At 59.0% G+C, this 20,591-nt stretch carries 18 protein-coding genes and 1 pseudogene; 4 read left to right on the top strand and 15 right to left on the bottom strand.

Annotated features, from left to right (window positions below; genetic code table 11):
- Nucleotides 1–4 precede the first annotated feature (4 nt).
- Nucleotides 5–1,654 carry a cation acetate symporter gene (locus ABTV29_RS19720; protein WP_433766361.1) on the bottom strand — a complete coding sequence of 550 codons (1,650 nt, stop codon included), beginning with the start codon at nucleotides 1,652–1,654 and terminating at the stop codon, nucleotides 5–7.
- Nucleotides 1,651–1,980, bottom strand: coding sequence for a DUF485 domain-containing protein (locus ABTV29_RS19715; protein WP_433766360.1), 330 nt, complete (start codon nucleotides 1,978–1,980; stop codon nucleotides 1,651–1,653). The genes ABTV29_RS19720 and ABTV29_RS19715 overlap by 4 nt, the downstream gene beginning before the upstream one ends.
- A gap of 376 nt (nucleotides 1,981–2,356) precedes the next feature.
- On the opposite strand from ABTV29_RS19715, the gene ABTV29_RS19710 reads away from it, so the two are divergent.
- Nucleotides 2,357–3,334, top strand: coding sequence for a LysR family transcriptional regulator (locus tag ABTV29_RS19710; protein WP_433771950.1), 978 nt, complete (start codon nucleotides 2,357–2,359; stop codon nucleotides 3,332–3,334).
- A 256-nt stretch (nucleotides 3,335–3,590) separates the two neighbouring features.
- Here the strand turns inward: ABTV29_RS19710 and pqqE are convergent, their stop codons facing one another.
- The 7 genes from pqqE to ABTV29_RS19675 all read right to left on the bottom strand — a co-directional run bounded on the left by pqqE (nucleotide 3,591) and on the right by ABTV29_RS19675 (nucleotide 10,237).
- A complete protein-coding gene (gene pqqE / locus ABTV29_RS19705; RefSeq protein ID WP_433766359.1) occupies nucleotides 3,591–4,769 on the bottom strand; it encodes a pyrroloquinoline quinone biosynthesis protein PqqE in 1,179 nt (392 codons plus the stop codon).
- Entirely contained in the window at nucleotides 4,741–5,016 is a 276-nt protein-coding gene (pqqD, locus tag ABTV29_RS19700; RefSeq protein ID WP_433766358.1) for a pyrroloquinoline quinone biosynthesis peptide chaperone PqqD, read from the bottom strand. The genes pqqE and pqqD overlap by 29 nt, the downstream gene beginning before the upstream one ends.
- Nucleotides 5,013–5,765 (bottom strand): pyrroloquinoline-quinone synthase PqqC, encoded by a 753-nt coding sequence (gene pqqC / locus ABTV29_RS19695; RefSeq protein WP_433766357.1) that lies wholly within the window; start codon nucleotides 5,763–5,765, stop codon nucleotides 5,013–5,015. Before pqqC ends, pqqD begins: the two co-directional genes overlap by 4 nt.
- 149 nt (nucleotides 5,766–5,914) lie before the next feature.
- On the bottom strand, nucleotides 5,915–6,826 hold the full coding sequence (gene pqqB, locus ABTV29_RS19690; protein WP_433766356.1) for a pyrroloquinoline quinone biosynthesis protein PqqB: 912 nt from the start codon (nucleotides 6,824–6,826) through the stop codon (nucleotides 5,915–5,917).
- Nucleotides 6,827–6,952: 126 nt separating this feature from the next.
- A complete protein-coding gene (gene pqqA, locus ABTV29_RS19685; RefSeq protein ID WP_097084786.1) occupies nucleotides 6,953–7,024 on the bottom strand; it encodes a pyrroloquinoline quinone precursor peptide PqqA in 72 nt (23 codons plus the stop codon).
- A gap of 119 nt (nucleotides 7,025–7,143) precedes the next feature.
- The gene (locus tag ABTV29_RS19680; RefSeq protein WP_433771948.1) at nucleotides 7,144–9,231 is read right to left on the bottom strand and encodes a PQQ-dependent dehydrogenase, methanol/ethanol family; all 2,088 of its coding nucleotides are present in this window, start codon (nucleotides 9,229–9,231) and stop codon (nucleotides 7,144–7,146) included.
- Between the two features lie 73 nt (nucleotides 9,232–9,304).
- Nucleotides 9,305–10,237, bottom strand: a complete 933-nt coding sequence (locus ABTV29_RS19675; protein WP_433766355.1) for a transporter — start codon at nucleotides 10,235–10,237, stop codon at nucleotides 9,305–9,307.
- A 258-nt stretch (nucleotides 10,238–10,495) separates the two neighbouring features.
- Between ABTV29_RS19675 and ABTV29_RS19670 the strand changes: the two genes are divergently transcribed.
- Nucleotides 10,496–12,397, top strand: a complete 1,902-nt coding sequence (locus ABTV29_RS19670; protein ID WP_433766354.1) for a sigma-54-dependent Fis family transcriptional regulator — start codon at nucleotides 10,496–10,498, stop codon at nucleotides 12,395–12,397.
- Between the two features lie 54 nt (nucleotides 12,398–12,451).
- Here ABTV29_RS19670 and ABTV29_RS19665 read toward each other — a convergent pair whose 3' ends face one another.
- Both ABTV29_RS19665 and ABTV29_RS19660 read right to left on the bottom strand, forming a co-directional pair.
- Nucleotides 12,452–12,724: a DUF4242 domain-containing protein gene (locus tag ABTV29_RS19665; RefSeq protein ID WP_433766353.1), complete on the bottom strand. Its 273-nt coding sequence runs from the start codon at nucleotides 12,722–12,724 to the stop codon at nucleotides 12,452–12,454.
- Nucleotides 12,725–12,815: 91 nt separating this feature from the next.
- Nucleotides 12,816–14,306, bottom strand: coding sequence for an aldehyde dehydrogenase family protein (locus ABTV29_RS19660; RefSeq protein WP_433766352.1), 1,491 nt, complete (start codon nucleotides 14,304–14,306; stop codon nucleotides 12,816–12,818).
- 501 nt (nucleotides 14,307–14,807) lie between these two features.
- On the opposite strand from ABTV29_RS19660, the pseudogene ABTV29_RS19655 reads away from it, so the two are divergent.
- Nucleotides 14,808–14,933: pseudogene (locus tag ABTV29_RS19655) on the top strand (DUF6124 family protein); the annotation flags it as partial.
- A gap of 89 nt (nucleotides 14,934–15,022) precedes the next feature.
- Here the strand turns inward: ABTV29_RS19655 and ABTV29_RS19650 are convergent.
- The 4 genes from ABTV29_RS19650 to ABTV29_RS19635 form a co-directional block, all read right to left on the bottom strand.
- A complete protein-coding gene (locus ABTV29_RS19650) occupies nucleotides 15,023–15,529 on the bottom strand; it encodes a GNAT family N-acetyltransferase (protein ID WP_433766351.1) in 507 nt (168 codons plus the stop codon).
- A gap of 20 nt (nucleotides 15,530–15,549) precedes the next feature.
- Complete coding sequence (locus ABTV29_RS19645) at nucleotides 15,550–16,860, bottom strand: hypothetical protein (RefSeq protein WP_433766350.1); 1,311 nt, start codon at nucleotides 16,858–16,860, stop codon at nucleotides 15,550–15,552.
- Nucleotides 16,861–17,322: 462 nt separating this feature from the next.
- Nucleotides 17,323–17,787, bottom strand: a complete 465-nt coding sequence (locus ABTV29_RS19640) for a hypothetical protein (protein ID WP_433766349.1) — start codon at nucleotides 17,785–17,787, stop codon at nucleotides 17,323–17,325.
- Between the two features lie 215 nt (nucleotides 17,788–18,002).
- Nucleotides 18,003–19,604, bottom strand: a complete 1,602-nt coding sequence (locus ABTV29_RS19635; RefSeq protein ID WP_433766348.1) for a DUF2235 domain-containing protein — start codon at nucleotides 19,602–19,604, stop codon at nucleotides 18,003–18,005.
- 475 nt (nucleotides 19,605–20,079) lie between these two features.
- On the opposite strand from ABTV29_RS19635, the gene ABTV29_RS19630 reads away from it, so the two are divergent.
- Complete coding sequence (locus tag ABTV29_RS19630) at nucleotides 20,080–20,571, top strand: hypothetical protein (RefSeq protein WP_433766347.1); 492 nt, start codon at nucleotides 20,080–20,082, stop codon at nucleotides 20,569–20,571.
- The last annotated feature ends 20 nt before the right edge of the window (nucleotides 20,572–20,591 follow it).

Genomic DNA, 20,591 nt, shown 5'->3' with positions numbered 1-20,591 from the left:
GGCGTCAGTGACTGCTGGCCATGGCAGCGCCCAGGCCGGTCTGGGCGCGGACGAACTGATCGGCATAGGCCGCGCGCTCGCGGTCGGCGCGCTCACTGCGGTCCAGTCTGGACACCACCACGATGACCAGGAAGGCCAGGGGCATGGAGAACAACGCCGGCTGATCGTAGGGGAAGATCGCCTGGGCATGGCCCAAGACACCGACCCAGACGGAAGGCGAGCCGATGACCAGGCCCAGGGCGCTGATCAGGCCGGTCAGGCCTCCGTAGAGGGCACCACGGGTGGTCAGGCCCTCCCAGTACATGGCCATGATCAATACCGGGAAATTTGCAGAAGCCGCGATGCCGAACGTCAGGCCAACCAGAAAGGCGATGTTCTGACCCTCGAACAGAATGCCCAGGGCAATCGCGACGATACCCAGGCAGACCGTGGCGATGCGCGACACGCGCATTTCCTGTTTCTCGTCGGCCTTGCCCTTTTTTACCACCGAAGCATAAAGGTCGTGGGAGATGGCCGAGGCGCCGGCCAGGGCCAGGCCCGCCACCACTGCAAGGATGGTGGCGAAGGCCACGGCGGAGAGGAATCCGAGAAACAGGTTACCGCCCACTGCCTTGGCCAGGTGCATCGCTACCATGTTGCCGCCGCCGATCATGGCACCGCCGAGCTTGCCGTCGACGTAGAACTGCGGGTCCGTGCCGACGATGACGATGGCGGTGTAGCCCAGGACGCAGACCACCAGGAAGAAGAAGCCGATGAACACCGTGGCGAATAGCACCGATTTGCGCGCCTCCTTGGCATTGGGCACGGTGAAGAAGCGCATCAGGATATGCGGCAGGCCGGCGATGCCGAAAACGAGGCCGAGGGACAGTGACACTGCGTTGATCGGGTCGGCCAGCAAGGTGCCCGGCCCCATGATCTGCACGCCGCTGGCATGCACCGCCACGGCTTGCTCAGCCAGCGCCTCGAAGCTGAAGCCGAAGCGGCTCAGCGCCAATAGCATCAGGGTCGTACCGCCCGCCAGCAGCAGAACCGCCTTGGTGATCTGCACCCACGTGGTGGCAAGCATGCCGCCGAAGATCACGTAGACCAGCATCAGCAGGCCGACCACCACTACCGCAGTGCGATAGTCGAGGCCGAACAGCAGCTTGATCAACTGGCCAGCACCGACCATCTGCACCACCAGGTAGCAACACACCACCGTCAGTGAGCCGAGGGCGGCGAAGCTGCGCACGCGGGTTTGATCCAGGCGCAAGGAGACGATGTCGGCGAAGGTGTAGCGGCCCAGGTTGCGCAGGCGCTCGGCCATCAGGAAGGTGACGATCGGCCAGCCGACGAAAAAGCCAATGATATAGATGAAGCCGTCATAGCCCTTGGTGAACACCAGGCTGGAGAGGCCCAGCAACGTGGCCGCCGACATATAGTCACCGGCAATCGCCAGGCCATTCTGGAACCCCGTGATACCGCCACCGGCGCTGTAGAAGTCGGCAGCGGAACGGGTGCGGCGGGACGCCCACCAGGTGATCAGCAACGTGGCGAGGACGAAGACGAAGAACATGCCGATGGCATGCACGTTGAGCGGTTGCTTCTCTGCAGTGATGGGGGCGGCGTTGGCCAGCAGGGGGCAAAGGGCGAGTAGGGCGGACAGGCGTTTCATGCGCGGGTCTCCTGGAGGATCTGCACGCTGAGCGCGTCAAAGCGAGTGTTGGCGGTATGCACGTAGCTGGCGGTCAGCAACCAGGACAGCAGGATAATTGCCAGGCCGATCGGCATGCCGAGGCTGAGGTGACTGCCCTCGTAAAGTGGCCGGTGCAGCCAGGCAGGGGCGAAGGCCACCACCATGATGAAACTGTAATAGACGGCCAGGACGGCGCCGCTCAGTGACCACGCCAGCAGTGAGCGCTGGCGAGTGAGGCGCTGGAACTTGGGATTGGCCCTGACCTGGTCGCAGGTCCGGGCGTGGTTCGGATGGTCGGTCGTCATGGTGAGGCTCCGCTTTTAATTGTTTTTGTTGGTCGGCCTTTTTAGGGGCGTACGGGTACCCGGGCGACGTCCCGAAGCGGGGCGTCACCTGAATGCTGTTGCTGGAGTCATTGCCTCTCTGGTGTTCTTCCCGAGACGAGGGACAAGTGGAATGTTGCAGGGATTGCGCCGACAGGGTGCTCGCTGCATGAGCCCTCGGCTGGCAGAAATATGGCCGTGATTACGCTGCCGCGCAGCTGCCTGTTTTCGGTTTGAAAGCCGACGTTCCGCCCTGCATTCATGCTGTTAGCCCTGATTGAGTCCGGGGCCTTCCTGGCCGAAAAACGGTACTGGTCAAATCACGTTGAATGCGAGTATATGTTTGCAAATTTCCAATATGTATTGGCAGAAAAGCCTAATGAATATGCAAAAATGCACAACGAAAAGTCAGGTGAATTGGGATGACATGCGCTTCTTCCTCGAAGTTGCCCGTGCTCGCACCGCCAGTGGTGCGGCACGCCGCCTGGGGGTGGACTACACCACGGTATCTCGGCGCATCCGCGCCCTCGAGCAAAGCCTGGGTGCCCTGTTGTTCGAGAAATCGCGAACGTCGGGCTTCGTCCTGACGGTCGAGGGGCAACTGCTGATCAGCCACGCCGAAACGCTGGAGAGCACGCTGCTGGCAGCCTGCGAGCAGGTGTCCGGAACCACCGGCGGGCTCGCCGGGCACCTGCGCATCGGCTGTACCGAAGCCTTCGGCTCCTGCTTCGTCACCACGCAGATGAGCCACTTCATCATTCACTATCCGCATATCTCAGTGGACATCCTGCCGGTCCCGCACTTCGTCAACCTGTCGCGGCGCGAGGCGGACATTGCCATTACCCTGGAGCGACCCGAACGCGGCCCCTACGTGTGCTCGCGCCTGTGCGACTACCGCTTGCGCCTCTATGCGACGCCGCAGTACCTGGCCAATCATCCGCCGATTACCTGCAGCGAGGACCTGGCGAGCCACCCGTTCGTGACCTATGTCGAGGATCTGGCCTTCAGCTTCAAGCTGCTCTACCTGAACGACCTGCTGCCCGGCGCGCAAAGCCGCCTGCGCAGCACCAGCGTCGTCTCCCAGTACCATGCGGCGCTGGAAGGACGCGCGCTGGCCATCTTGCCCTGCTTCCTCGCAGGTCCCGACCCGCGCCTGTGCGAAGTGCTACCGGATCAGGTGGAGGTCACCCGACAGTTCTGGATGTACTACAGCGAGGATCTGCGCAAGCTCAAGCGGATCACTCTGGTAGCCGACTACCTGCGTGCCTGTGCAGAGCTCAATCAATCGTTGTTGATGGGCGAGTCGAACTCGATGGCGTACCTGCCGTCGCCTTGAGCTGGCTGCTGACGACCCACTTCAGACGGTGCGAAGAGGTCTGCCTGCGCCCGGCCCGGGTCCACCAGATTCATGAAAGTGACGCCAGCTTCTGGTGACAGTAGCCCGGTAGGTAGATCCGACCGAACCCCCAGGCACGGCAATTACAAGGTCGAGGTGTCGCTACTCAAGAAGAATCAACCCCACTTCTGGAGGCGCATCGAATGACTGCTCCTGTCCGTTCTCTATCGGTCATGTCTCTACGAATCTCCTTGGTTCACCGGAGCCTGGCGATCAGTCGAGAATTTCGTTCATTGCGAAAGGCCAGTTGTTCGATGGGCTGAGTGGCGTGCCTGGCTTCTTCGCGAGCCTTGAGGATCACGTCGTGATGGGGCGATTTGCTGCACACCGGGTCGGCGTTGCTGGCGTCACCGGTGAGCATGAAGGCCTGGCAGCGGCAGCCGCCGAAGTCTTTTTCCTTCTCGTCGCAAGAGCGACAGGGTTCGGGCATCCAGTCGTAACCGCGGAAACGGTTGAAGCCGAACGAGTCGTACCAGATGTGCTGCATGCTGTGGTCACGCACGTTGGGAAACTGCACCGGCATCTGTCGGGCACCGTGACAGGGCAGTGCGGTTCCGTCCGGCGTCACGGTCAGAAAAATACTGCCCCAGCCATTCATGCAGGCTTTCGGACGTTCTTCATAGTAGTCCGGTGTGACGAAAATCAGCTTGCACGGGTGCCCCTGGGCTTCGAGCCGGGCGCGGTATTCGTTGGTGATGCGTTCGGCGCGGACCAGCTGTTCCCGGGTCGGCAACAGGCCGACTCGGTTGAGCTGGGCCCAACCGTAGAACTGGCAGGTGGCAAGCTCGACGAAGTCCGCTTCAAGGGCGATGCACAGTTCGATGATCCGGTCGATCTGGTCGATGTTGTGCCGATGGGTGACGAAGTTCAGCACCATCGGGTAGCCGTGGGCTTTCACCGCGCGAGCCATTTCCAGCTTTTGGGCGAAGGCCTTTTTCGAGCCGGCGAGCAGGTTGTTCACCTGTTCGTCGCTGGCCTGGAAACTGATCTGGATGTGGTCCAGGCCCGCCTTCTTGAAGTCGCTGATTTTCTGCTCGGTCAGGCCGATGCCGGAGGTGATCAGGTTGGTGTAGAACCCCAGCGTACGCGCCTCGGCGATCAGCTCGGCGAGGTCCTGGCGCACCAGCGGTTCGCCGCCGGAAAAGCCCAGTTGCGCGGCGCCCATTTCCCGCGCTTCGCGAAACACCTTGATCCATTGCTCGGTACTCAACTCCTGGCCTTGCGTGGCGAAGTCCAGCGGGTTGGAGCAGTACGGGCATTGCAGCGGGCAGCGATAGGTCAGCTCGGCCAGCAGCCACAGCGGCAGGCCGATTTCAGGCTTGGGCGGTAACTTGTCTGACGCGATTTCAGGCAAGTTCGATCCAGTGCTGCGCACGGGCGACCTCCATGAATTGCTCGATGTCGTCACCAAGTTCCGGCACGCCGGGGAACTGTTGATCGAGTTCGGCGATGATCGCCGCGACATCGCGCTGGCCATCGATCAGGCCGCCGATCAGTGCGGCGCTTTCATTGAGTTTGATCATGCCTTCCGGGTACAGCAGCACGTGGCCTTTTTGTGCCGGTTCGTACTGGTAGCGGTAGCCGGGACGCCAGCTCGGGGTCTTGCTGCGATCGAAACTCATAGGGTGATTCCTTTGTGCCAGACCCGTTGCCCGGTCACGCTGTGATAGGGCGGGCGATTGAGTTCGTAGGCCATGGTCATGGCATCGAGCATGCTCCAGAGAATGTCCAGTTTGAACTGGAGAATCTCCAGCATGCGCTCCTGGCCGGCCCGTGTCCTGTAGTGCTGCAAGGTAATCGCCAGGCCGTGCTCGACATCCCGCCGGGCCTGACCCAGACGCGTGCGGAAGTACTCGTAGCCGGCCGGGTCGATCCATGGGTAGTGCTGCGGCCAGCTGTCCAGGCGCGACTGGTGGATCTGCGGCGCGAACAGTTCGGTCAGCGAGCTGCTGGCGGCTTCCTGCCAACTGGCGCGGCGGGCGAAGTTGACGTAGGCGTCGACGGCGAAGCGCACCCCAGGCAGTACCAGCTCCTGCGAGCGCAGTTGATCCGGGTCGAGGCCGACCGCCTGGCCCAGGCGCAACCAGGCTTCGATGCCACCGTCCTCACCGGGGGCACCGTCATGGTCGAGCAGGCGTTGAATCCACTCGCGGCGGATCTCGCGGTCGGGGCAGTTGGCGAGGATCGCGGCGTCTTTGAGCGGGATGTTCACCTGGTAGTAGAAGCGGTTGGCGACCCAGCCCTGGATCTGCTCGCGGGTCGCCCGGCCTTCGTACATCGCCACATGGTAGGGGTGGTGGATGTGGTAGTAGGCGCCCTTGGCGCGCAGGGCGGCCTCGAATTCGGCGGGGGACATCGGGGTGTCGGTCATTGCTTTTCTCCGGGTACATCCGGTGGATTCTTGGGTGCCTGCACTGGCCTCATCGCGGGCAAGTCGAATCGTCGCACCGCCGCTCCCACAGGTTTTGTGTACGCCACAGATCCTTGTGGGAGCTGGCTTGCCAGCGATGGGGCCATCCGCTACAGCACGATACTCATGCCGTCATACGCCACTTCAACCTGCCGCCGTTCCAGCTCCGCTCGCTGCGGCGAATCCTCATCGAGAATCGGATTGGTGTTGTTGATGTGGATAAGCACCTTGCGCTGGCGAGGCAGTTTTTCCAGCACTTCGAGCATGCCGCCGGGGCCGTTCTGCGCCAGGTGGCCCATCTCCCGGCCGGTGCGGGTGCCGACGCCACGGCGCTGCATTTCATCGTCGTCCCACAGCGTGCCGTCCACCAGCAGGCAATCGCAGCCGGCCATGATCTCCAGCAATGACGCATCGACCTTGCCCAGCCCCGGCGCATAGAACAGCTTGCCGCCGGTGTTGAGGTCCTCGACGATCAGGCCGATGTTGTCGCCCGGATGCGGGTCGAAGCGGTGCGGCGAATAGGGCGGCGCGGCGCTGCGCAAGGGCAGCGGGGTGAGGCGCAGGTTGGGGCAGGCCGGGATGCTGAAGCTCTGGTCCAGTTCGATGCGGTTCCAGCTCAAGCCGCCGTTCCAGTGGTTCAGCATGTTGAACAGCGGGAAACCGCTGCTCAAATCCTCATGGACCATGTCGGTGCACCAGACCTGATGCGGGCAACCTTCGCGCAGCATGAGCAGGCCGGTATTGTGGTCGATCTGGCTGTCCATCAGGATGATCGCGCTGATGCCGGTATCGCGCAGGGCGCGGCCCGGTTGCATCGGGGCGAAGCTCTGGAGTTGCGCGCGGATGTCTGGGGAAGTGTTGCACAGCACCCAGTTCACACCGTCATCGGAAATTGCGATGGACGACTGGGTCCGCGCCCTGGCACGCAGGCTGCCGTTGCGAAAACCGGCGCAGTTCACGCAGTTGCAGTTCCACTGGGGGAAACCGCCGCCGGCGGCGGAACCTAGAATCTGGATATACATGATTTGATCCGACCAGCAAGCGCGTCAGGGCACGACTGCGCAAAAAAGTGCCCCGGCGCACCGGGGCCAAATTGATGTGGTGCCATGCCTGTGGAGTGGAGCAGCAGACGGCACCACACTCCCGGGTCAGCGGCTGGCGAAGTACATGGTGACTTCAAAGCCGATACGCAGGTCGGTGTAGGCAGGTTTGATCCACATGGTCGAGTTCCTCACTGTTATTGGATGGTTCATCTTAGAAAAGCTGTTGCGCATCCTTGCCCGACAGGACGGCGAGTCCGGTGCTGCTGGCTCGCCGTCGTCGCGTTAGCACAAGGCAATCATGGTGCGGCCTTGGCCGACTGTGATGCCTTGAGGTAGTCCGCGTACTCCCGGCTCATCACGTATTGCTTGATTTTCTCGACATCGGCAGGCTCCAGCGCGTCTTTGAAAGACGGCATGCCCAAAGGCTTCAACACGCCGTCCAGGACGATCTGCTGGAACAGGCTGCGCCGCGCCTCGTCGGACTTGCGCAGGTCGGGAATCAAACCGCCGCTGACAGCACCCACGCCGTGGCAGACAGAACAGTAGGAGCCGAACAGCTGTTGACCCGCGGCGAGGTCTGTAGCGGATGCGTCAACCGGTTTCGGTATGCGACTGACGACCTGCGCTTTTTCCGGCAGTGGCGGCAATGAGTCTTTGCCACCGAGTTTAAATACCAGCAGGCGACTGACGTTGCCCACCCCCGGCGCATTAGCGGCGTCACCGCCAATCAGGGGCGCGACACCACCCCAGCCCGCCATCACGGCAACGTACTGCTCACCTTCGAAACGGTAACTGATGGGGGCCGCGACGATGCCGGTCTGGGCAGCGAAGGACCACAGTTTCTTGCCTTTGTCCGCAGAGTACGCGATGAAATTACCGTCTGCCGTTCCCTGGAAGACCAGATTGCCAGCGGTGCTCAGGGTGCCGCCGTTCCAGTAGTTCGAATACGGCACGCGCCAGGCTTCTTTTTGCTTCACCGGATCCCAGGCCAGTAGCGCACCGGATACCGCCTCGCGGGGGATTTCAGTGGCGTCGGAGAACCCGGCGCCGGTGTTGAATGCCTTGCGCCTTACAAAGTCCTTGCCTTCGTTACGGTAAACGCCCGGGATCTCCTGATAGGGGATGTACACCAGACCGGTCTGCGGGTTGAACGACATCGAGTGCCATCCATGTGCGCCGAACGGGCTCGGCCACATCACAATGGGTTTGTCCTTGTAACGCACACCGGGTGTTTCCACGGGTTTGCCGGTCGCCATGTCGATTTTCTCGGCCCAAGTCACTTTGCCGAATTTTTCAGCGGAGAGCAGTTGACCGGTTTCGCGATCCAGCACATAGAAGAAACCGTTCTTGGGCGCCTGCATGATCACTTTGCGCGGTTTACCGGCAATTTCCAGTTCGGCCAGGGTGAGTTGCTGGGTGGCTGTAAAGTCCCAGGAATCACCCGGGGTCACCTGATAGTGCCAAGCCAGGCGGCCGCTGTCCGGGTGGATGGCCAGAATCGATGACAAGTAGAGGTTGTCGCCGCCTCGCGGGCTGCGGATATTGCGGTTCCACGGTGAACCGTTTCCGGTGCCGATATAGAGCAGGTCGAGCTCCGGGTCGTAAGCCATGCTGTCCCACACGGTGCCGCCGCCACCGAGCTTCCAGTACTGGTCACCGGTCCAGGTCTTGGCTGCCTCGGCCAGCTCCGGGTGCTCGTAGGGTTTGTTCGGGTCGCCCGGCACGGTGTAGAAGCGCCATTCCATTTTGCCGCTTTCGGCATCGTAGGCAGAAAAGTAGCCACGTACCCCATATTCGGCGCCGCCGTTGCCAATGATCACCTTGCCTTTGACCACTCGCGGCGCACCGGTAATGGTGTAGGGCAGGCTGTTGTCGGTTGTCTGCTGGCTCCACACCTGCTGACCGGTCTTGGCATCAAGGGCGATGAGGCGGCCGTCGAGGGTGCCGATGTAGACTTTGCCGTTCCACAGTGCGACGCCACGGTTGACCGCATCGCAGCAGGCATCGCGGGCTTTGCCACGATCAATCTGCGGGTCGAAGGCCCACAGCTGCTTGCCGGTCTTGACGTCGATGGCGATGGCACGGCTCCACGACAGCGACGCATAAAGCACGCCGTCCGAGAATAGTGGCGTTGCTTCCAGGCCCCGGTGATTATCCAGGTCCAGATGCCAGGCCAGCCCCAGTTGGTCGGCGTTCTGTTCGGTGATCTGCTTGAGTGGGCTGAAGCGCTGTTCGGCATAGGTACGACCGTGGCTGAGCCACTGGCTGCCGTCGTTCTCACTGGCGACGATGGCGGCTTGATCGACCGGGGTGGCACCGGCGAACGGCGCCAGCAGAGCCAGAGTGAGGGCAGCGATTTTCAGAGGTGCTGACTGCGTCTTGATCATTACGCAAGAGTCCTATTGTGCTTGTTGTAGGTAGATCGTTTTGCGTGCTCTGCGCGCGAGCGCTTGAGAACTAGAACATTTGCAGGATGCGTAGATTGATTCGCCTTTGCTCTTTGAAGCCACTGTCCACGGACATGTCCTGGCCGTAGTTGACCATCAGCTGCGTGCCTGGCGTGACGAAGTATGAAGTGCCCACGGTGTATTTGCTGGTGCCCGGTTTGTCGTCCATGTCCAGCCCGGCGATTTCGCTTTCGCCACCCCAGAGTTTCGATACCCCGGCACGTACGTCGAAGCGGTCGGTAAAGTTGTAGCGCAGAAAAGCCTGGCCCTGGTAGAGCGGATCCTGCTTTTGGGTAACACCCGCGCTGCCGTAGTCATTGTTATGGCCGAAGAACGTTACGTCGCCCACCAGATCGAGGGTCAGCCTGTCGGTCAGCCCGGTGATGTAGCCGCTCTGCAACGTGAATTTCCAGCGGTTCTCACCCAGGTTGATCGCGTTGTGTTTGTCGTAGCTGCCGGTAGGCACGAAGAGAAAAGGGGTGATGCCGAAGTAGCGGCGTTTATCCGGTTCATTCACCAGCCAGACGGTGGCTGCCAGGATCAGGTCGCCGGTGCCGCTGTCGCTGCCCAGGTCCTTCAGGTCATCCCTGGCTCGCACGTTGCCGAATGGCAGGAGAAACTGTGGATCGACGATGTAATCGCCCAACTGCATGAAATGCACGCCACGCAGGATGCCGATATCCGAGTCCAGCCCGGCATGGACCGGCACCTTGTGGCCATCGGCATAGAGCGCATTGCGTTCGGCATGTTGGTAATAAAGCAGGCCCAGGTTGGTGTCCTTGGGGAGCGCGGTGTAATCGCCGGCATCGACGTCCAGGGCCAGGGCGCCGCAGGAAAAGCCGGCCATCAGGGTAAAAAGCGAAGCGTGCAACAGACGTGCTCGAAGAAACTCGCGCGATAACCGGCCCTGGTTGGCGCGAGCCGGCCCTGTGCTCATTTTCATGACATCACCTTTATTATTTTTGTTTATGATTAACGCAAGACCGGAGGGGATGTCCGGGCTTGCGTGATGTCATTGAGCAGAGCTTGTGCCAGTTTTTTCTGGTTAGATAAAACTGCTTGTAAATCAATAACATGAATGGAATTTAGAGTGTTCGAAGCCAGCGCGGAATTTGACCCGCTGTATCGCTGACTCAAACTGAGACAGTGGCTTGGGGTCTGGTTGACCCAGTTCGAGACACCTGCCTGCGAGATGCCTGCCATGCGCAAAACCAACACCCCCTCCGCGACGCCTCCTTCGCGCAAACGATTCGTCGATTCCCAAGTGGTCGAACGCTCCTGGCAGCGTTCGCGCAACTATGGAATATGCCATCGCGACAATCTGCTGTTCGAAGCACCGGTAGTCGCCAGCAGTTCGCAGATCGCTGAAAGCAACCGTCTGTTGTTGAGCTGCGCCACCCCGGAAATGGAACAACTGCACGCAGCCCTGTCGCCCAAGGACTGGGTGCTCGCGTGCCTGGATCTGGAGGCTGTGGTGATCGGCAGCCTGGGCCGGCGCAGCACAGACAATCGTGAGTTGAACCAGGTATTCCGCGTTGGTGCACAGATATCCGAGCAGAATGTCGGGACCACCGCCCCCAGCTGCGTCCTGACCGAGTGCGATTCGGCTTTCTTCGTCGGCGAGGAACATTATCTGGAAGAGGCGCGCCAGTTTTCCTGCCTGGCCACGCCGATCTTCGGTCTGAACGGCGGCATCGTCGGTGTCCTGGATGCGAGCAGTAAGCACGGGGCGCCTTCGATCTACACCCTGGAATCGCTGGTATTTGCCGCCCGTGCCATCGAAAACCGCATGTTCGCCCAGCTCGGCGAGGTGCTGCTGGTGCATGTGCATCACCGCCTGGACATACTTGGCACACCCATGGAGGGGCTGCTGGCTTTCGACCCGGCGGGCAAACTAAGGTGCGCCAACCGCATTGCCAGTCAGCTGTTGAAGCTCGGAGAAATCCAGATCGGCCTGGATTTCTCCGAGCTGTTCGATATGCCCTTCATCCATGCTGCCTGCTATCGCCGCCACGATCTCAGCGCACCGCTGCGTCTGCGCAGCCACCATAGCGGCGAGCTGCATGCCTGCATCACCATGACACCTGGCCAGAAACCGGCGCGGCGCGAGCCTGCCAAGCTCCTGCCGGCCGTCGTTGCCGAACAGCCTCCAGCGCCGCAATCCAGGCCTTGCCTTGAGGATCCTGCCCTGCAGGATGCCCTTGGCCGCGCGCGCAAGGCCTTTGCCCACGACATCCCGGTGCTGGTCAACGGTGAAACCGGCACCGGCAAGGAAGTCTTCGCCCGACTGTTGCACGAAGGCAGCAAGCGCGCCGGCGAAGCCTTCGTCGCGATCAACTGCTCGTCCATTCCGGCCAGCCTCATCGAATCCGAACTGTTCGGCCACGTTGAAGGCGCCTTTACCGGTAGCCGCAAGGGGGGCGCCAGCGGGAAAATCGAAGAGGCCCACAAGGGCACGCTGTTTCTCGACGAGATCGGTGACATGCCCCTGGAGCTTCAGGGTCGACTGCTGCGTGTGCTGCAAGAGCGCAGCCTGACCCGTCTTGGCAGCAGCCAGGTGATCAAGGTGGATTGCGCGCTGATCTGCGCCACCCACCGCGACCTCAAGCAGCTCACTGACGACCGGGGCTTTCGCGAGGATCTGTACTACCGCATCAATGGCTTGCGTGTGTCCCTCCCAGCCCTGCGTGAACGCAGTGACCTTCAGGCGCTGATCGGCCATCTGCTTCGCGCTGAAACCCGCGCGCACCGGCCGGTTCAACTGAGCAGCCAGGCGTTGCAGGCGCTGTTGGCCTACCGCTGGCCAGGCAATATTCGACAGCTTTATCAAACCCTGCGTCTGGCTGCCGCACTGGCGGAAAATGAAGGAGAGATTGGTTTGCAGCACCTGCCGGACGAAGTCCTGGAGAATTGTGCCGCTCAGGTCGAAGCAGGTTTAGACACGCCACAACCTCAGGAGCGGGCGACCCTGCACGCCACCGAACTGCGCGCCATCAAGGCGGCGGTGGAAGCCAACGGTGGAAATCTCTCGGCGACGGCGCGCAGCCTGGGTATCGGCCGGGCGACGCTGTACCGCAAGCTCAAAGGCATGGAGCAAAGTTGACGCCATAAGCAAGGCTGCGCTGCGACGGGCGACAGCCTTGCCCAGGCAGGTGGCTTACTCGGCGGTGGTCGGGTCGATGATTTCAACCACTTCGGACACGCGGTTGGCCGGGAAGCCTCCTTGTGCTGCGTGCTCACGAACCTGTTGCTCGTTCGCAGCGATGTACAGGCAGTAGACCTTGTCGCCCGTCACATAACTGTGCAGCCATTGAATCTGTGCCCCCAGCGTGCCAAGCACGGCACACGACTTTTGAGAGATCGCTCGGAGTTCCTGCGTCGAGAGTTTTCCGGCTCCCGGGATTTCTCGTTCGATGACATATTTCGGCATGGTGGTTTCCTCGATAGCAGTGATGGGCAGGTCGCCCGGAATAAAAAGCAGGCAGAGGCCGCGTGAGACGGCCCCGACCTGAAAGGGGGATTCAAAGTTTGATCATGACGGTTTTCAGTTCGGTGTAATGCTCGATGGCCGCCGCACCCATTTCACGGCCGACACCGGAAAGCTTGTAGCCACCAAAGGGCAGTACCGGGTCGAGGGCGCTGTGGCAGTTGACCCACACCGAGCCCGACTTGATGCGCGGGATCATGCGATGTACCGCCGCCAGATCGTTAGACCAGATGCTCGCACCCAGGCCATAGGGATTGTCGTTGGCCAGTCGCACAACCTCGTCGATATCGTCGAAGGGCATGGCCACCAGCACTGGGCCGAAAATTTCCTCCTGGACGAGGCGATGCTTCTGGTCGACATCCACGATTACCGTGGGTTTGACGAAGTAGCCGGGGCCTGATTTCTCGCCGCCGCAGGCGACGGTGGCACCCAGCTCGCGGCCCATCTCGATGTAGTGGTGCACGCGGTCCTGTTGCTTGGCGGAAATGAGCGGGCCCATGTCCACGCTGGGGTCGAGACCGTTGCCAAGCTTCATGCCGTTGGCGACGTCGACGATGTCACCCACCACCCGGTCGAAATGCCTGCGCTGTACATACAGGCGTGACCCTGCGCAGCACACTTGGCCCTGATTGAAGAAGATGGCGTTGGCTGCGCCGGCGGCAGCCTGTTGCAGGTCGGCATCGGCCAGAACGATGGTGGGGGATTTGCCCCCCAGTTCCAGGGTTACGCGGGTCATGTTGTCCATGGCTGTCTTGCCGATCTGCTTGCCCACTTCGGTGGAGCCGGTGAACGTAAGCTTGTCCACGCCGGGGTGGCGGGTAAGGGCAGCGCCGGCGTTGAGCCCGGTCCCCGTGACCACGTTGAACACACCGGCGGGATATCCGGCCTCCAGCACCAGTTCGGCCAGCTTGAGCGCACTGACCGGTGTCTCGTCGGCCGGCTTGAGCACCAGGCTGCAACCGGTGGCCAGGGCCGGCCCCAGTTTCCAGCACGCCAGCATGAAGGGAAAGTTCCAGGCGACGATGGCACCGACCACACCGACCGCCTCACGACGGATGAAGGCGTGGAACTCGGAATCCGGCATCAGCGGCAGGGACGGATCCACCGTGCTGCCCGAAATCTTGGTCGCCCAGCCAGCCATGTAGCGCAGGAAGTCGATGGACAGCTGCACGTCTACCAGACGCGCCATCTGCACGCTCTTGCCATTGTTCAGACATTCGAGCTCAGCAATCACTTGCGCATCGCGCTCGATGAGATCGGCCAGGCGCCACAGCAGGTTCTGCCGCTCGCGCGGGCGCATGCGACTCCAGGCGGAGTCGTCGAAGGCACGGCGCGCGGCTTGTACGGCGTGGTCTACATCGACATGGTCAGCGGAAGGCACTTCCAACAATAGATTGGCAGTAGCCGGATTGCGCACGGACATGGTCGCGCCGCTGGAAGCGAACGCCCATTCGGCGCCGATCAGCATGCGCGGTTGCCTCGCAAGGAATTCGACGGTCTTGTGATGCAGCGGTGGATGGTCCATGGGTGAGGCCTCGTTGTTATGGGTCTTGTGCGTGACCCTGGAGCAACGGATGTGCCAGTCACAGGAAAATGCCGTGGACACTGGATGCAGCCTTTGTCGGCAGGCAAACCAGGGAGTAACCGTCATGGGGGAGTTGTATCGAACCCGTACAACTGTCTCAGAACGGGGCAGTCACGAGTGATGCAGATACGATCAGATCAGACAAAGACCCTGATAGCTGCAGCGGAAAAATTCACGATCCTGAATGACTGCTTTTGGCTGTGGATTCAACCGGTCGATGCAACAGACTGGCTAAATCGTTCAGATGGTGTTTCGTCGTCTAGTGTATTCCGAGGGCGGCTATTGAGGTATCGCTGGAAAGCAAGCTTGCCGGGGATTGTCGCCGGCATTGGGTTTCCGGGCGCTGCCTTGGGATTCATGTTTGCGCAGATGATTGTGTGTAGTTCTTTGATGTACTGCGGTGCACTGTCAATTGGGTTGTAAAGCTGGAATTGAATGACTGTGGTGCATCAGTTGGTGGATCTTCTGGATGGTGGGGCGCGGCATGCGTTGTTGGGGATTTCCAATAGCGTGATGCTGGCGGAGATTACGGCGAATCGGGTGTTGGATCAGATTGATCCGGCTTGAGTGCGTGGTGGGTTGAAGAGATCGCAGCCTTCGGCAGCTCCTACAGGGGATGTGGTGTTCTGTAGGAGGTGGCGTAGGCTGCCGTAGTTTTATTCCGCTGCGTTGAAAGCCTCGTGGTATTGCACGGTGCCTGTTGGCACATCACCGCTGAAGGACAGTGCCTGGAAGTATTCCTGGGGAACGCCGGGCAACTCCAATCCCGTGTTGGCCTTGAAACCGAAGCGGTTGTAGTAGCCAGGTTCGCCCAGCAACACGCAGCCCGCTGCACCCTTGCCTTGCAATTCAGCCAAGGCGGCTTTCATCAAGGTTGAGCCGATGCCCTGGCCTTGGCGGTTCGGCGATACGGATATGGGGCCGAGTCCGTACCAGCCCGTTTCTCCGCCAGACAGGGTGACGGGGGAGATGGCGACGTGGCCGAAGATTTCGTCATTCTCCACTGCAACCAGGGAGACGGTCAGTTGCCCGGCGCGGCGCAGGGCGTCGACGATGAAGTGTTCGGTGTGGCTGGAGTGTTCTGCGTGTTTAAACGCTGCGGCAGTCAGTGTGGCAATGCGTTGGATGTCTTCGGTTTGTTCGTTGCGGATGGTCAAATTCATAGGGCGTTTTTTCTCTGGTGTCAGTCCCGTTTAACCCGGGAGATGCCTTCGACAATGGCTGAGTATTTTTTGTAGTTCTTTAGTTCGTCCTCACTGATAGTAACGCCTAATCGCCGTTGCACCAGTTTGTGATAGCCGCGTATTGCGGTCGCCTTCTTGTAAGTATCAAACAGGATGCTTGCCCTGCCTTTGATACGGGAAAGGTGGATCTGCCGGGCCGCCAGTTTCAGCAGTTCACCGATGGACAGTTTCGGGCTTATATCGAGTTCATAAGCGCCGTCCTTTGATTCCCCGGAGACTTCCAGGCCAAAGATTTCCGCGACAATCGCACTGTCGATTCGTTTGGAAGAGATCTTGTCTAAGGCACCTATGACTTCGCGCATGTGGTGTTTTTGGAGGCTTTGCAGTTCATCCAGGGACAAGTTTGTCGGGTTTTTCAGCACGTTCTGATATTCACGGTATTTCGTGCGAAATGAAGCGAACTCTTCACGAAGCGCGAGTATTTCCGTATAGATGGAAGTGGCATTGCCGTCGGATCTGTCCAGGACCAATGCCACGATCGGAGGTATTGCCAAGGCCCTGTTGTATCCATCTGCAATAAGCCCCTTGGTGTCTTTATCAAACTTTTCCGAGACGAATCGATAAAGGCGGGCAGCCACATTGTTATGGGCGATGGAGTTGCTCATGAGCACGATGGGGCTTTCCACGGCATCGCCGACGTAGTCCGCCTTCAACTCGTTGACCATTGCGGCCCGCGCCATGATCTTCGCCATGTTTTCCCAGTCGGTGTAACGCCCGCCGTCGTTTCCGTTGTTGGCATCTTCACGCGCTTGATCGAAGTCGCTGCCGGAGGCGTAGCGCTGCCAGTCGTCGAGGCGCTGTTGGGTGAAAAAGAGCTTGTTCCGCTGGGGCTGTTCATACAGCAAGTCCACAAAGGCAGCGCCATGAAACGCGTAATAAAAGGCGGTACTCAGTACTTGATCCTGGGACGCATGTGCGTAGGAGGGCACACGGCAAATCATTTGAATTTTTTCCCGCCACTCGTTCTCGACTTTGTCTCTCAATGGCTTGCCTTCGGACCATTGATCTTCGGGTGACAGCTTCAATACTCCAGCGCCGTGCAGAAACTCCCACATGGCAGAACCGCTGACTGACTTACCGCCGCTGTCGCCGAACGGCAAGTACCAAATACGCTCATACAGCACCGCGGCTTCAATCAAGGAAAAAAACGAGAGGAGGCAGGACAGCGTGCTTTTACCGTCGATCGCCCGGGAGGCATTCTTCAGTAGCTTGGGGCTGAGCACCGCATCGCCATAGAGCGAGTCAGTCATGGCGCGCCTCGACCAGAGTCAGGGGAAAAAGGCCCGGAGAAATTCAACTACGGGCCTGGTCCACTACAAGCATAGTCGCCATGTCACTACGCAAGCGCTGGCACCCTGTAAACCGCTAGTGCCTTGGAACACGGCGACGATCGTGAAAGCTGTCGCCAAACATGGGTCTCAACTGCTGAACGCAGATGGGCGCAGGCGCCACCGCAGGCGCCTCCCAGGTGGATGTCTGAAAACTCATGTTCCTCAGAATCCGATTCCCACTCAACTCATGCTTGGCCACCGCCAGAAGATGCAACAGCGGCCGCATGGAAGTCGTGCCGCCACTGGGGATTGGTGATCAGGTAAATCAGGTTGTGAACAAAGGTGGCCAATAACTCACCCGGCCCGGTACGGCATCTACGTAAATGATAAATGCGCAAAATTGCACATTCGTTCGTTTTAGCCGTAGTTGACTCCGTCAACTCAGTTTCCGACCTGCGCTTTCAGCGCGATAACTATGAAGACTAGAGCCAGGATCGTTATTGACAGATGAAGAGATATCCAAAAGCTTCTGAGATCACGGGCTGACAAAAAAGGGTACTTTTGATCGTTCTTTTTATCCGCCTTATTTTTCAGGTCTTTGAAGTCCGGCGCGTGTGGCCCGTCATCAATGGCGCCCCTAAGTTCACGCGCTCGCTGATAGTGCAAGGAGGCTCGCTCGGTTTGCTTCGCCGCGAAGAGCGCGCCAAAGATCCCGAGCAGGGCAATAAAAGTCAGGGCAGGCAAATCGGAAATCAATATATTTTTATCGAGACCCACGATGGAAAAGCACGCGCCCGCCACGACAAGAATGATATTTGTGGAGGTGGCGCGCATGGACTCGTGATGGCGCGAATGGTCCAGATTGTCTTTGAGATAACGCCATTGAAGTTCGGTGCGGTCATCCATACTGCCTCCTTGAGGCTTAATGAAAACGAATTTTTCGGACAGCTTCCTGGCAAAATATCCTGCTCTGAGGAGTTCGCCTAAGTCAGTACCGGCTCCCGTGATGTTAAGTAAGCGTCCCGGAAAACAGGTCAGCGTTACTTTTCTGATTTTTTGGCCACCTACTAAGAGGCCTTGTGCTGAACCTGACTACGTTTGTGTTCGAAGCGCACCGATAGTTAGAGTTGCTCGACCTCTAACATGACCCAGCCGGAGTTGTTGTCATAGAACCCAAATTCGATTTGCACATCGTTGAAATAGCAGAGCATCTGGCCGCTGACGGGCACGGTGAACTCACCCCCGTCTTTCATTACCCAAGGGTGGTTCTTGTCCACGGTGCCAATGAGTGCGAACCATTTGGCGTCATCCTTGCGCTTGCCATGGACGAGTGAGGCGCCTCTGTGGGCGAGGCTGTTCCAGTCCTCGCCTTCGATACTGCGTGCGATGTACTTGAGATCACGCAAGGGTTCACCAACTCCGGGCACGACGCGAGCTCGATAGCGGACGCCGGCACGCAGGAACACCCCGGTCGGGTTCCAGTATTCTTTGGCGTAGATGCGCTGGGTGCGTTGCGCCAGGGATGTTCCCTGAGGAAGCTCACCGGGGTTTCGAACAAAGTAGTCCACCAGTTTGGGCGGACGGTAGCTTGGGTCCCCTTGCCAGCGACGTATCACGGAGTCATCAATGGTTTCGTTAATGGTGCAGAGGGCGCCGGCCGCGCCTGCTGCCGTCACGATGCTGCGGGGAAGTCTGCCGATATCTCGATAATTGCGTTGATCGCCACTTTTAATTTCGTCCCAGATGTTGAGGATCTGACCAGCGAAGGCTTTGAAACTGTCGTGAATGGGGTCGTACCACGCGCCGGGGCGGGGCTCGATGGCATGAGTGAACGCAAGGCCGAGCGCGCTGGCCTTCTGCATCATCCATTTCAGGGTGATATTGGGTAGATCATCGTCCTGGTAGCCGCCGCCAACGTCGGAGTGCGCACCAACAAACCAGCGTTGCTCGTAGTATTTATTGAAGTTGGCGAGTGTTTCTACTTCCTTTCCTGTCTCGGCGAAGGTGCGCCAGAGCGAGGCCTCGAACATTGGCCGGTGTTCGTCGATGGCGAGGGCGTGATAGCCGAATTCCTGAGCCCGTGTGGGTCGCACGTTATGAGCGGCGGATTTGCCGCGGTTGGCGTCTTTGTTTAGCAGGGCGTCGGCATCGATCGCGCCCACGGTGTCCCATAGTCCAGCCATGCGGATCTTCACTTTACGCACGTAGTCATCACTGATGAGGCGGGCCTCCAATGGGTCGGGCTGCCAGCCTAAAGGCGCTTGCGCCGGGTTGTCCTGCCAGTATCGCAATCGCCATATGGGGCGTACGACCTCGGTATCCTGCTGCGAAATTTCTGCATAACGCTCGAAAATTTCCTTGGCGCTCCAATCCTTGAGAGTGTGCGGGCGTGCAAGTCCACAGGTCGCGATCATCTGCACCAGGCTACGAGCGGCGAAGGCACCGCGGCTGAAACCGAATACGTAAATCTCCGCGTCATCCTGATAATTCTCGACCAGCCATTCGTAGCCTTCACGAATTTTTCGGGCAATGCCTCGGCCAAAGATGCTACCCCCGACGAGTTCGCCAATGTCGGTACCGACTCCCGTGATGTATTCCTTTTTCTGGGGAATACCATGTATGTCCTTTTCCGCAAGCAACCCATAGGTGCGCCAGACGTTAGTGCGATCCTTGGCCGTGTTGTCTGTGCCATCAAATAACAGGATGAGGCGTGAAGAAGGCATTTTTTGTCTCCTTGCGACAAGGGGAGGGGGCAACATTCGAAAAAATGGGGAAGACTTATTAAGAACGAAACTGTCGTGTGCATATAAGAAAAAGTTAAAATTTTTTATATGCCTAAAGGAAGATTAGAGGCTGATCCAGTGGGGGCACAATTTTTTTTGGCATTCTATGTATAGCGATTCAGAATAACTAAAGGCTAAGCTTGAAGATGAAATTCGGCGTCTAAAAAAGCCCGGAAGTCTTATAAATTAGTTGGTTGCTACGAAATCAGTGCATCGAAGGTGCGAAACCTGTAAGGCCTGGTTAACATGGTTCCTTAAATCAGTATTGCAGCTGCATATCTATGTGGCATGCGTTATGGTGAGTGGTGTCTGGAACTAAGTTAATTGCTGGTGGAAACCATCATGATGTTAGCTACGCTCTTATCGAGCGCTAACGAAATCCTTTAGGGCATCTCACGTCGAAGGGGTACTCTGCATGTCAAATACCGAGCTTGCTTCAATCCCAGCTGAGGTCAAAATGCGGCTTGATACTTGGAAATTCTGGTGGCGCGTCTTTGTTCACGCGCATTACCTGCTCGGTATCATTGGCGTTCTATCCAGTACCTTGGCGGCCGCACTGCCAAAAAACTATGCTTTATTCGGTACCGATCTGAGTGCAGTATCCTTCTGTGCTGTTATTTCGGCGTGTTGTTTCGCAATCATCGGATTCGTTTCTCCTGATAAACGTTACATAGGACTGATACGGGCATGGCGTGCTCTCGATGTTTCACTAGCACGTTACAGGCGTGGTCATATAACCGAATCTCAACTCCTGGATGCGATGGAACGATGCGAAACCGTTGCGACTGAACCCTCCCGCCACGAGCTACCGCTGGAAAAACTTGATCTTTTTTCTCATCGCGGCAATTTTTCCGAAACTCAGCCTCCTAAAGTCGATCTTGGTAGTACAGCCCAAAGCAATCCATGAGTGATTTGTTATCAACAATC

It is taken from the genome of Pseudomonas putida (genome assembly GCF_050989985.1).
Classification (GTDB): domain Bacteria; phylum Pseudomonadota; class Gammaproteobacteria; order Pseudomonadales; family Pseudomonadaceae; genus Aquipseudomonas; species Aquipseudomonas putida_AI.
This window is presented reverse-complemented; position numbering and strand designations above follow the sequence as displayed.

What these genes read in the sequence shown, in the direction of transcription:
- ABTV29_RS19715 (WP_433766360.1), bottom strand. Translation starts at nt 1,980, where the DNA reads ATGACGACCGACCATCCGAACCACGCCCGGACCTGCGACCAGGTCAGG.
- ABTV29_RS19630 (WP_433766347.1), top strand. Translation starts at nt 20,080, where the DNA reads ATGTCAAATACCGAGCTTGCTTCAATCCCAGCTGAGGTCAAAATGCGG.
- ABTV29_RS19635 (WP_433766348.1), bottom strand. Translation starts at nt 19,604, where the DNA reads ATGCCTTCTTCACGCCTCATCCTGTTATTTGATGGCACAGACAACACG.
- pqqD (WP_433766358.1), bottom strand. Translation starts at nt 5,016, where the DNA reads ATGAGTTTCGATCGCAGCAAGACCCCGAGCTGGCGTCCCGGCTACCGC.
- ABTV29_RS19640 (WP_433766349.1), bottom strand. Translation starts at nt 17,787, where the DNA reads ATGGATGACCGCACCGAACTTCAATGGCGTTATCTCAAAGACAATCTG.
- ABTV29_RS19670 (WP_433766354.1), top strand. Translation starts at nt 10,496, where the DNA reads ATGCGCAAAACCAACACCCCCTCCGCGACGCCTCCTTCGCGCAAACGA.
- ABTV29_RS19650 (WP_433766351.1), bottom strand. Translation starts at nt 15,529, where the DNA reads ATGAATTTGACCATCCGCAACGAACAAACCGAAGACATCCAACGCATT.
- pqqC (WP_433766357.1), bottom strand. Translation starts at nt 5,765, where the DNA reads ATGACCGACACCCCGATGTCCCCCGCCGAATTCGAGGCCGCCCTGCGC.
- ABTV29_RS19710 (WP_433771950.1), top strand. Translation starts at nt 2,357, where the DNA reads ATGTATTGGCAGAAAAGCCTAATGAATATGCAAAAATGCACAACGAAA.
- ABTV29_RS19665 (WP_433766353.1), bottom strand. Translation starts at nt 12,724, where the DNA reads ATGCCGAAATATGTCATCGAACGAGAAATCCCGGGAGCCGGAAAACTC.
- pqqB (WP_433766356.1), bottom strand. Translation starts at nt 6,826, where the DNA reads ATGTATATCCAGATTCTAGGTTCCGCCGCCGGCGGCGGTTTCCCCCAG.
- ABTV29_RS19720 (WP_433766361.1), bottom strand. Translation starts at nt 1,654, where the DNA reads ATGAAACGCCTGTCCGCCCTACTCGCCCTTTGCCCCCTGCTGGCCAAC.
- ABTV29_RS19645 (WP_433766350.1), bottom strand. Translation starts at nt 16,860, where the DNA reads ATGACTGACTCGCTCTATGGCGATGCGGTGCTCAGCCCCAAGCTACTG.
- ABTV29_RS19660 (WP_433766352.1), bottom strand. Translation starts at nt 14,306, where the DNA reads ATGGACCATCCACCGCTGCATCACAAGACCGTCGAATTCCTTGCGAGG.
- ABTV29_RS19675 (WP_433766355.1), bottom strand. Translation starts at nt 10,237, where the DNA reads ATGAAAATGAGCACAGGGCCGGCTCGCGCCAACCAGGGCCGGTTATCG.